This is a genomic window from Anaerocolumna aminovalerica (assembly GCF_900115365.1).
Taxonomy (GTDB): Bacteria; Bacillota; Clostridia; order Lachnospirales; family Lachnospiraceae; genus Anaerocolumna; species Anaerocolumna aminovalerica.
In genome coordinates, this window is record NZ_FOWD01000004.1 from 65619 (window position 1) to 77952 (window position 12334).

The following is a 12334-nucleotide window of genomic DNA, read 5'->3' on the forward strand; positions in this document are numbered from 1 at the left end:
TGTAATTAAAATAGCAGGAGGATTCCAATGGAAGCACTTTACAAGTTGATGGATTGGGAAGGGGCTAAAACAATCATTCACTCAGAACATGATGATCCACATAGTATCCTGGGTGCACATGAAACAAAGTATGGAGTTTTGATTCAGGCATATATTCCCACTGCAAAAGAGGTAGCTGTTAAACTAAAGAGCAGCCAAAATACCTATGTCATGGAGAATGTAAGATTCTCTAAGAAGAACGAAAGCGTAGAACTTTTTGAAGAAGAGGGCTATTTTGCTGTTTTACTGCCTATTAAAAAAGTGGAACCATATACTTATCTGGTAACTTATGATAATAATACAAAGGAAGAATTATTTGATCCTTATTCTTTTGAACCGGTTTTGGATGGGTTGGATATGAATCGCTTTTCCAACGGTATCCACTATGAAATTTATGAAAAACTAGGTGCCCATCTTATGGAGAACAACGGAATATCTGGTGTTCTGTTTGCTGTTTGGGCACCTAATGCTATTAGAGTCAGTGTGGTAGGTGATTTTAATTACTGGGATGGAAGAAGACATCCCATGAGGCGTTTGGGGGATTCTGGTATCTTTGAATTATTTATCCCGGGAATAAAGTCAGGAGAACTATATAAATATGAGTTAAAGGGACAGGGTGGACTTACCTTTCTTAAGGCAGATCCATATGCGAATGCTGCAGAGCTCCGCCCCAATACAGCTTCCATTGTATGTGATATAAACCAGTATACATGGAAGGATAAAAAATGGTTAAAGGATAGGGAAGAATGGGATTTTAAGAAGGAACCTATGACCATATATGAAGTCCATTTAGGCTCCTGGATGAAACCCAAGCCGGAGGATGGAAGGGAATTTTATAATTACCGGGAGATTGCTCCTAAACTGGCAAGTTATGTAAAAAACATGGGATATACCCATATTGAATTATTACCTATTATGGAGCATCCATATGACGGTTCCTGGGGGTATCAGGTAACCGGATATTATGCACCTACTGCAAGATACGGTACTCCATATGACTTTATGTATTTTATGGATTATATGCATCAGAAGGGAATTGGTGTTATCCTTGATTGGGTACCTGCACATTTTCCAAGAGATGCTTTCGGTTTGGCTAATTTTGACGGAACCTGTTTGTATGAGCATTTAGATCCGAAGCAAGGATCCCATCCTCATTGGGGAACTTTAATCTATAATTACGGAAGGCCTCAGGTATCTAATTTTCTTATTGCCAACGCATTGTTCTGGGTAGAAAAATATCATGTAGATGGTATCCGCATGGATGCAGTTGCTTCTATGCTCTATCTGGATTATGGAAAGAAAGATGGGGAATGGGTAGCTAATATCTATGGCGGCAATGAAAATTTAGAAGCAGTAGAACTATTAAGACATCTCAATTCTATCTTTAAAAAACGAAAATACAAAGCCATATTAATTGCAGAAGAGTCCACCGCCTGGCCAAAAGTCACAGAAGAGGCAGAGAATGGCGGGCTGGGATTTGATATGAAATGGAATATGGGATGGATGAATGACTTCCTGGGTTATATGAAATGCGATCCATTGTTTCGTAAAGGCAGACATGGGGAACTTACCTTCAGTATGATCTATGCATATAGCGAGAATTTTATATTAGTATTTTCACATGATGAGGTAGTTCATGAAAAAGGCTCCATGATTAATAAAATGCCGGGAGATACAGAGCAGAAGTTTGATAACTTACGTGTGGCTTACGGCTTTATGATGGCACATCCCGGCAGAAAATTGTTATTCATGGGACAGGACTTTGCCCAATGGAATGAGTGGAATGAAAACAAAGATCTGGACTGGGAACTTCTGAGTGAAGAAAACCATAGAAAACTAAACCGCTATGTAAAAGAGCTGAATAAATTATATACCAAATATCCTGCTTTGTATCAACTGGACTTTGAATCAGAGGGATTTGAATGGATTAGTTGTATGGATGCAGACCACAGTATTATAGTATTTGCCAGAAAAACAGAAAGGCCAGAAGACACCTTATTGGTTCTTTGTAACTTTACACCTGTAGTATATAAGGATTTTCCAATGGGTGTACCTTTTGCAGGAAAATACAAAGAGATTTTTAATAGTGACAAAGAAATCTATGGAGGACATGGTAATGTTAATCCAAGGTTAAAGACTTCCAAGAAAAAAGAAGCAGACGGCAGGGAGAATTCTATTCATGTGACAGTTCCCCCTCTTGGAATATCCATATATACTTGTATGCCCACAGATATGCAGACAAAAGAGGGAGTATCCAATCTATCCGGAATAGAGGGAGTGAATAAGGGGTAATTATTTTTATTGAAGTCAGAAAGGATTTATAGCATAATGAGATATTTACCTATATTAGAGGCTGGAACAACTAAGGAAACTTTCCTTGATTTTGATAGATTTATTAAGGATATAGCAGATAGAGGACTGGACTTTTTAATAAAATTATTGTTTGTTACGGTAATGATCTTTATTGGAAAAAAGATTATTAAGTATGTCATCCGTATTTTGGAGAAGTTCTTTAACCGGTCCAAAATTGAAATTAGCGTTTCAGGATTTTTACTTGCATTGGTTAAAGCCATACTACACACGATCTTATTTACCCAAGGTATTATCTTTTTGTTTGGAATAGAAAGCGGAACCATAGTAGCAATTATTGGTTCTGCTGGTTTAAGTATCAGTTTGGCTTTACAAGGCGGGCTATCTAATTTTGCAGGGGGCGTTTTAATATTAATTTTAAAGCCTTTTCGTGTGGGGGATTATATTATAACTACCGGAACGGTTGGAAATATGACTAATGAAGGAACGGTAACCGCTATTGATATTTTTTATACCAAGATTCATACGGCAGATAATAAGCTGCTGGTTATGCCAAATGGTGCCCTTTCCAATTCGAACATTATTAATGCGTCCAATGAAGCTACAAGGCGCTTGGATTTGACAGTTTCTATTGAATACAGGGAGAACATCCAGAAAGTAAAAGAAGTAATTATGGATATCCTGAATCAAAATGAAAAGATAATAAAAGATAAGGATATTAATGTATTTGTGAATTCTTTGGATATAAATTCTGTTAGTATAGGAATTCGGGTATGGGTTTTAAATGATGATTATCTAAAATTAAAGTGGGAACTCCTGGAAGAAATCAAAAATGCTTTTGATAAAAATCAGATTACCATACCTTTTAATCAATTGGAGATTACAATGCGTAAATAACAATATCTTCTAAATAAAATATAATTATAACTTCTGCTTATAAATATAAGTTAATAAAAAGTATAAAGAAAATATTAAAAAATTATAAAAAAGTCTTTTCTTTTTTTAAGAAACGTGATATCTTATTTATAGGCGAAATTTCGTTAGAGCAAAGGTGTTCTCAAATTCTATTGAGAGCACTTTTTTCATTCAAACAGCTATGATATATTTCGAAATGTATTTCTACGGATCAAGATTGACATAGTAGTTTAAATTGTTTAAAGTATAACAGATAACAGGAAATGGAAGGAGTTTAATTCGAATGGCAGGAAAATTAACTGAAATATTTGGTATTGACGTTTTCAATGATGCAACTATGGTGGAACGTCTTCCTAAGAAAACGTATATTGCATTAAAGAAAACAATTGAAAACGGTGAGGATTTAGATCCGGCAGTTGCAGAAGTAGTTGCCAATGCAATGAAAGATTGGGCTATTGAAAGAGGTGCAACTCACTATACTCACTGGTTTCAACCAATGACAGGAATTACTGCAGAAAAACATGATTCCTTTATCAGCCCTACAGTAGACGGCAAAGTAATTATGGAGTTTTCCGGTAAAGAATTAATTAAAGGCGAACCGGATGCTTCCTCCTTTCCTTCAGGCGGTCTTAGAGCTACATTTGAAGCAAGAGGCTATACGGCATGGGATTGCACTTCTCCGGCCTTCCTAAGAGAAGATGCTTCCGGAGTCACCCTTTGTATACCAACTGCCTTTTGTTCTTATACAGGTGAAGCCCTGGATAAGAAAACCCCTTTACTCCGTTCTATGGAGGCTTTAAGTAACCAGGCTGTTCGTATTCTTAAATTATTTGGTCACAGTGATGTAACTTATGTATCATGTTCGGTAGGTCCTGAACAGGAATATTTTTTAATAGATAAAGAAAAGTATTTAGCAAGAGAAGACTTAATATTTACAGGAAGAACTTTATTTGGTGCAATGCCCCCAAAAGGACAGGAATTAGATGACCATTATTTTGGAATTCTGAAAGAAAGAGTTGCTGTCTTTATGAAAGAATTAAATGAAGAGTTGTGGAAGTTGGGAGTTTTGGCAAAAACACAGCATAATGAAGTGGCTCCTGCACAGCATGAGTTAGCTCCTATTTATACAACTGCCAATATATCAACAGACCACAACCAGTTAACCATGGAATTAATGAAAAGAATTGCTAATCATCATGGTCTAACATGCCTTCTTCATGAGAAGCCATTTGCAGGTTTAAATGGTTCCGGAAAACATGATAATTGGTCTATGGTAACCAATACAGGCAAAAATCTTTTATATCCGGGAAAGACACCCCATGAGAATGTACAATTTTTATTATTCTTAGCAGCAGTATTAAAAGCAGTAGATGAACATGCAGATCTACTTCGCCAGTCAGCCTCCACACCAGGAAATGACCACAGATTAGGAGCAAATGAAGCTCCTCCTGCAATTATTTCTATCTTTTTAGGTGACCAGCTGGCAGATGTGCTGACCCAATTAATTGAAACAGGTGAGGCCACCAGAAGTAAGCAGGGAGGAAGAATCAGCGTAGGATCTCATGCAATACCATCCATCAGAAAGGATGCTACGGACAGAAACCGTACTTCACCTTTTGCATTTACCGGTAATAAATTTGAATTTAGAATGGTTGGTTCTTCTATGTCAATTGCAGGGCCAAACACTGTATTAAATACAATTGTTGCAGATGTGTTATGTGAAATGGCAGATGAATTAGAGAAAGCAGATAATTTTGATTTAGCAGTCCATGATCTAATTAAGAAAACAGTAACAGAACACCAAAGAATAGTATTTAACGGTAATGGCTATTGTGATGAGTGGGTGGAGGAAGCCAGGAGAAGAGGATTACCCAATATTAGATCCATGGTTGAGGCAGTAAGTGCTTTAACAACAGAAAAATCAATAAAATTGTTTGGAAAGCATCATGTGTTTTCAGAAGCTGAGCTTCATTCCCGGGCAGAAATTGAATATGAAACCTATTCAAAAGCCATTAATATTGAAGCAAAAACTATGATTCAAATGACAAATAAGAAATTCATTCCTGCAGTAATTAAATATGTAACAAAACTGGCAGAATCTATTTCCACTATTAAAGTTGCATGCCCTCAGGCAGATATAAGTGTTCAGGAAGATTTATTAATGAGAACCTCTTCTTTATTAGCAGAAGCGAAGGAGGCAGCGTATAAACTTACATCTTATGTAGAAGAGGCCGGCTCTAAAGAAGGAAAGGAACAAGCTTTCTACTTTAGGGAAGTGGTATTTCCTGCCATGTCAGAACTAAGAGCACCTATTGATGAATTAGAATTAATCGTAGATAAGGAATTATGGCCGGTTCCAACATATGGAGATATATTATTTGAAATATAATAGACAGTATTTTACTACCTTGCTGAAAAAGCAAGGTAGTTTTTTATGTAATTCTTTGCAGAAACTCCTAGACATTTTAACCAATATAATGGATAATAAAGATAATTGATGGTACAACCATAAGATTAAAGTAATTGAAAAAAAGTTCGATATATGTATGTATAAGGAGTAATTATGCGAAATATAAAATTAGTAATAGAATATGATGGTTCAAGGTATGATGGATGGCAAAAGCAGCAGGGGAATCCCAAAAGCATTACGATTCAGGATAAGATTGAAAGCGTATTAAGCAAGATGGAAAATGAACAGATTCAGTTAATAGGTGCTGCAAGAACAGAAGCAGGGGTACATGCTTATAACCAGATTGCTAATTTTAATACCAATACGGACATGAAATTATATGAAATAAAACATTATCTAAATCGTTTCTTGCCAAGAGATATTGCAGTACTTGAGGTATCTGAGGTTCCTGAAAGATTTCATAGCAGTTTTAATGCAAAAGCTTTTCGATATGAATATAAAATATCTATGGGTGAAGTTCCTTCCGTATTTGAACGTAAATATAACTATTATAGCTTTCATAAACTGGATTCCTTGAAAATGAGACAAGCTGCAAAGCATTTCATAGGAAAGCATGATTTAAAAGCCTTTTCTGATAATAAAAGAATGAAAAAGTCTACAGAAAGAACCATTCATAAGCTAGATATTTATTCAGATATAAATGAAATTGTAATTACCATTGAAGCAGACGATTTCTGGCCTAATATGGCTAGAATCATAGCAGGAACTTTAATGGAAGTAGGAGCGGGTAATATGGAACCTGATTTTATAAAGGAAGTCATTGATTCTAAGGACCGTGAAATAGCCGGTCCTACAGCGGAAGCAAGGGGGCTTTTTTTACAGGAAGTTATATATTAGATTTTGTGTAAAGATCAAAAAGCTTAAATTGAACCAGAGGGAAGTTTGAAGAAAAAGCATCTATACACTTGGAAGAACTTCAAATAATTCTAAATGAATAATGGAAGGAATGGAATTATCATTTGAACTTTTTCATCCATTATTTAGGATGCCGCAATGGATCATTTTGTCTGTAAGGTCTAAAGAATTTATTTCTTTAAATCGGAGATTTTGTTATGTACAAAATTTTCAGATTTTGAAAGGAGAAAAGGGGAAATATGAATATTGAACGAATTTCTAGCGAGCAAGCGGTTGTAGGAATGATTTCGGCAACAGATATTTTTGCAAAGAACAAATTGTTAATTGAAAAGAATACAGAGCTTACAGAGCGTAGTATTATTCGTTTAAAATTATATGGTGTAAGGGAACTGAAAGTTTTTGCTTCCAATGAAAAGAATGCCTATGTACAGGAAGAGGAAGAGCATATTCCTCAAGATGAGCCGGTTAGTGAAGATAATATGTCCTACCATGAAAAAGTTCGGAGAACTAAGGAATTTATATGTTTTCAAGATTCTATTGTTAGCTATGCAAATAGCTTAAAAAATTATTTGGACACAATTATAAAAGACAATGAACAATTGGACACAGAGAGGCTTGTTTCAGAGATAGAAGCAATCTTAGTGGAAAGTCGCAATGGTCTGCATGTAATTGACATGCTAAATTGTATGAGGACATATGATGACGATACTTACATACATTCCGTTAATGTAGCCCTGCTTTGCTATATAATGGGGGGATGGATGAGATATTCGCTTTCTGAGACCAGATTATTAGCTTTATCCGGGCTGTTGCATGATATCGGTAAATTAATGATACCTCAGGAACTTATTACAAAACCTTCTCAATTAACTCCCGAAGAATATTTACGTGTAAAAGAGCATACCAATAAAGGCTATTTTATCTTAAAGCACCAAGACCTTGATGTCAGAGTTAAGCGTGCTGCATTAATGCATCATGAAAAATGTGACGGAAGCGGCTATCCATTGGGATTAACCAGAAGTCAAATAGAACCTTTTGCAAAAATAGTTGCTATTGCTGATATTTATGAAGCTATGACTGCAAAAAGGGTTTACAGAGGACGCATATGTCCCTTTGAAGTAATAGCCATATTTGAAAAGGAAGGACTTCAGAAATATGATCCGGTCTATCTGTTAACTTTTTTAGAAAGGGTAATTGAGGCTTATATCAATAACTGGGTACTGCTTAGCAATGAAGAAAAAGCAGAAATTATTATGATTAATAAATATGACTTAGCCAAACCAGTTGTACGAACTCAAAACTCTGATTTTATCGACTTATCGAAGGAACGGGATATTGATATTTTAGCAATTATTTAGCCTTAGATATAAAAAAGGCGGTTAGGTGAAATACCTTTTCCACAAACAGGCTATTATGCAACTTTAGAGATAATAAAAAAGCTGATTTCACGAAGAATCTGTTAAGTAGAGCATTTACCGGATTCTTTATGAAAACAGCTTTCTTTTTATGAAAATCTCCTTTCACGGTACAGCCTTTGGAGTACGTGAAAGGAGATTAAAGCTTTTTAGGATTGAGATTCCTTTACCAAAACTTTAATAATATCAGCTACATACAGTGTATGAAAATCTTTATCGGGATAAACATCTGGCATGATAGATTTATCAATGAAACTTTCTTCTGAATATGGCTGTGCAAATAATTTTTTACAGATTAACACAGTATTAGCTTCTTCAAAATAAGGTGTTCCAATATCGTATGCTAAAGTAAGCTCCGATTTCTCAATTTTATTTTCATCCCTTCCGGATACTCTGCCTAAATAAGCTAAGGTCTTTCTATAAGATTCATCATAAAAGCTTAAAGAAAATGTATCTGAAAAGTCTACAAATTCCTTCGTATAACGTTGAGGTCTTATAGTTACAAAAGCAACGTTTTTACCCCACATAATGCCAAGGCCTCCCCAGGAAGCAGTCATGGTATTAACTGTTCCTTCCTTTTCAGCAGTAACCAACATCCATTCTTTTCCGATCATTTGAAATGGATTGCCTTCTAACTGAGCAGCAGTAATTTCTTTAAATTCATTCATTTTTATAAATCCTTTCTGCATGTAATCTCTTCGCATAATGAATAGGGTATATCATTATGCTTTGAATCATACATTTCTTACTTAAAAACATTTTAACATTATTATATGTTTAATAAGGTAAAATTGAAAGGGGTTAAAGTATAAAAGTATAATAAAACAGAAGATTAAAAACATTTATTCTACGGTTACTGATTTTGCTAAATTACGAGGCTGGTCAACATCCAGGCCCCGCCCGACGGAAGTATAGTAAGCAAGCATCTGCAACACTATAGCTGCCGTAAATGGGGCAAAGTCACCTGCCAGATATGGTAATGCAAAGTGATAATCACAAATGGAAGAATCAATTAAATCACTTCCATTCGTAATTAATATAACCATGGCACCACGTGCACGTACTTCACGAATATTGGATATCATTTTGGAATAAACATTGGCCTGAGTAGCTAGAGCGATAACCGGAGTCCCCTCCGTAACCAGTGAGAGAGTACCATGTTTTAATTCTCCGGCAGCATAAGCTTCCGAATGGATATAGCTGATTTCTTTTAATTTAATGGAACCCTCGCAGGAAAGTGCATAATCTAGCCCCCGCCCTATAAAAAATAAGTCTTCACAGTCTTTCAGATTCCTACTGATATCTTCTGCCAGTGAATGAAAAGTTAAAGTCTTTTCAATGGCAGGTATGATTTGCAGCAGATTCTCCATCTCTTTTGAACAATCTTCTTCCGAAAGTCTTCCTTTTTCTAAAGCAAAGGCAAATGCAAGGAGATAAAGACAGGATAATTGACAGGTGTAGGCCTTTGTACTTGCAACGGCTATCTCAGGACCGGCGTGGGTATATAAAACGTAATCACTTTCTCTGGCAATAGAGGATCCCTTTACATTTACTATGGATAAGGTTTTGGCATTACCTGCTTTAGCAAGTCTAAGAGCTGCTAAAGTATCCGCCGTTTCTCCGGATTGGGATATGGTTATAACTAAAGTATTTTTGTCCATAATAGGGTTTTGGTAACGGAATTCAGAAGCTATCTCAACTGTTACCGGTATACGAAGAAGTCTTTCAAACATGACTCTGCCTATTAAGCCTGCATGCATGGCAGTACCGCAGGCAGTTATAATGATTCGGTTAACGTTATCAAGGATGTTATGGGGTATACCATCCTTGGACAAATCAGGCAGGTTCCCTTCTCTAACCCGGGGTATTATGGTAGAACGTAGTGCTTCCGGTTGTTCATGGATTTCTTTTAACATATAATTGGGATATCCCCCTTTCATAGCAGAAGATATATCCCAATTCATATAAAGCATTTTAGGGGTAACTACTTTATCATTTATATCAAAGACGGTTATCTGATCTTTTGTCAGGGTTGCAATATGCTGTTCCGGCAACACAAAGTATTCTTTGGAATACTTAATTAAGGCAACCATATCGGAGGCAATAATAGAACCTTCTTCACAATGACAGGCAACCAAAGGACTTCCATTCCGCAGACAATATATTACACCCGGTCTATCTTCCAATAGGATACAAAAGGCATAAGCTCCTTCCAGAAATTCCATTGTTTTTTTTAAGGCTTCCATAGGATTTCCCTGATATAAATGATCTATTAACATAGCGGCTATTTCGGTATCAGTCTGGGACACCGGGTGTTTTCCTTCTGCGGCCAGCATTGTTTCAAGTTCATGATAATTCTCGATGATTCCATTATGAATTAAAGTAACTTTTCCAAAAGTATGAGGATGGGAATTGATATGGGATACACCTCCATGGGTTGCCCAGCGGGTATGTCCTATTCCACAGGTACTATGAAATTTTGGAGCAGCTTCTACTTTTTTTCGTAGGGAAGAAACTTTTCCGGTAGTTTTAATTGTATGAATTACATTATCGTTGAAATATGCCATTCCTGCGCTGTCATAACCACGGTATTCCAAGGATTCTAAACCTTCCAGTAATACATTTTTTGCCTGTGATTGTCCCGTAAAACCAATAATTCCACACATAATTATGTCTCCTTTTTATTCAATTTTCAATGTTCTTATACCTATCTCAATTAAAAACTCTGACAATTCCTTGCAGAAAAGCAAGGGTTTATATGCTTGAATTTATGGATTACAAGGATTTTTTTGAAAGGTTTTAATGAGAGATAGTAAACAGATGAATTCACAACACAACTAAGCTTCGGTTAAATGAGATCTTATTAAAAAGATTACTAATAATAGATTATGTTAATAATCTATATCCGAAGTCATTGAAGTATCTAATTCATTTTCCGGTTATGCTGCTTTTGTCCCATGGTTACCCATTGCTTTATCAACATATTACGTGTCCGGAAACACGAGAGAGCATCCGCCGAATACTTCGATAACCCTCTACCTCGTTAACCTCTAAAAAACTGACCCAATAGAGGTACATGGCGCTAATTTAAACATTTCTGTTAATCCAATCTTGGGTTGATTGTGTTGCTAGTTGCCCTGTTATAAAACTAGTATATGTAGATTTCCTCCTTACTGTGCTTTATTAAGTAAATGTAGCATTATAATTATCTTTTTCATGTTTAATTGATAATTAATTCTAATATTTACGGTTTTATAACTATGTAATAATATCATGTATAGGAGAAAAAGTCAATTTTCAAATTTATATGAATACTAGCCATGAACCCGGTGAAAAATGAAACAACCATAATCTTGTAAAAGTTAAACCTCAGAATGGGTTGTGGGAGGATTTGCCATTCTGAGGTTCTTGAGGGAGTACAAGATTTAAGGGATAACAAATAAAAATGTTATCTTAAATCTATATAAGAATATGTTATATTATGAAACACCGATATCATAAAAAGCAATTCCACATACACCGGGACCGGCATGAGTTCCTACAACAGAACCGATAGGACTGATTAGTCCGTCTTTTAAATCAAGCTTATCTTTAGCATATTCCAAAAAGGCGTTTAAATTCTCTTTTTTACCGGTATATCCGAGACAATAATATTTAGAAGTATCCATTCCGCCGTACTGCTCTATGAATTTAATCATTTTACTAAAAGCACCGGTAAGTCCCCGAGCTTTCCCTGCCACATCTACTTTCCCGTTTTTTACTTCTACAATGGGTTTTATATTCAGTATGGTTCCTGCTAAAGCACTGACACCGGATAGTCTGCCTCCCTTTTTCAGGTATTCCAATGTTTCCACCAAGGCAAATACATGAATTTTACGCTTATTTGTTTCTAAAATTTTTACGATTTCTTCTGCTGAATATCCTTTCTTTTGCAAATCAACCCCTTCTCTGACTAAAATCTGTAATCCCAAAGTAACACTTAGGCTGTCAACAATATGGATGTTATCATATTCACACATATCTTTTGCAATAACGGCACTTTGATAGGTACCGCTAAGATATGAAGAGAGGGTAATAACAACAACAGAATCCTGATTGTTTTTTGCCTCCTCAAACAGAGGTATAAATTGTTCCGGGATTAGCTGACTGGTAGAAGGAAGGGAATCAGAATTCACTAATTTATTATAAAATTCATCGTTCTGAAGATCGATGCCATCTTCGTATTCTCCATCTTTAAATATTACTTTTAAAGGTAAAACTGTAATTCCTAATTCTTTTGCTTGTTCTTGACTTATATCTGATGTGGAATCCGTTATAATTTTAATCATAA

General features: G+C 35.7%; 8 protein-coding genes. 5 read left to right on the forward strand and 3 right to left on the reverse strand.

Annotation, left to right across the window (positions count from 1 at the left end; genetic code table 11):
* The first annotated feature begins 27 nt into the window (after positions 1 to 27).
* The 5 genes from glgB to BM183_RS03395 all read left to right on the forward strand — a co-directional run bounded on the left by glgB (position 28) and on the right by BM183_RS03395 (position 7947).
* Positions 28 to 2331: a 1,4-alpha-glucan branching protein GlgB gene (gene glgB, locus BM183_RS03375; RefSeq protein WP_091684386.1), complete on the forward strand. Its 2304-nt coding sequence runs from the start codon at positions 28 to 30 to the stop codon at positions 2329 to 2331.
* Between the two features lie 36 nt (positions 2332 to 2367).
* Positions 2368 to 3246 (forward strand): mechanosensitive ion channel family protein, encoded by an 879-nt coding sequence (locus tag BM183_RS03380; protein WP_091684388.1) that lies wholly within the window; start codon positions 2368 to 2370, stop codon positions 3244 to 3246.
* Positions 3247 to 3547: 301 nt separating this feature from the next.
* Positions 3548 to 5653, forward strand: a complete 2106-nt coding sequence (locus BM183_RS03385) for a glutamine synthetase III family protein (protein ID WP_091684390.1) — start codon at positions 3548 to 3550, stop codon at positions 5651 to 5653.
* 174 nt (positions 5654 to 5827) lie between these two features.
* Positions 5828 to 6571, forward strand: coding sequence for a tRNA pseudouridine(38-40) synthase TruA (gene truA / locus BM183_RS03390; protein ID WP_091684391.1), 744 nt, complete (start codon positions 5828 to 5830; stop codon positions 6569 to 6571).
* Between the two features lie 257 nt (positions 6572 to 6828).
* A complete protein-coding gene (locus tag BM183_RS03395) occupies positions 6829 to 7947 on the forward strand; it encodes an HD-GYP domain-containing protein (protein ID WP_091684393.1) in 1119 nt (372 codons plus the stop codon).
* A 206-nt stretch (positions 7948 to 8153) separates the two neighbouring features.
* On the opposite strand, the gene BM183_RS03400 is transcribed toward BM183_RS03395, so the two are convergent.
* The 3 genes from BM183_RS03400 to BM183_RS03410 form a co-directional block, all read right to left on the reverse strand.
* The gene (locus tag BM183_RS03400; protein ID WP_091684602.1) at positions 8154 to 8672 is read right to left on the reverse strand and encodes a flavin reductase family protein; all 519 of its coding nucleotides are present in this window, start codon (positions 8670 to 8672) and stop codon (positions 8154 to 8156) included.
* A gap of 174 nt (positions 8673 to 8846) precedes the next feature.
* A complete protein-coding gene (gene glmS, locus BM183_RS03405; RefSeq protein ID WP_091684394.1) occupies positions 8847 to 10670 on the reverse strand; it encodes a glutamine--fructose-6-phosphate transaminase (isomerizing) in 1824 nt (607 codons plus the stop codon).
* Positions 10671 to 11483: 813 nt separating this feature from the next.
* Complete coding sequence (locus BM183_RS03410; RefSeq protein ID WP_091684396.1) at positions 11484 to 12332, reverse strand: DegV family protein; 849 nt, start codon at positions 12330 to 12332, stop codon at positions 11484 to 11486.
* Positions 12333 to 12334: the final 2 nt, after the last annotated feature.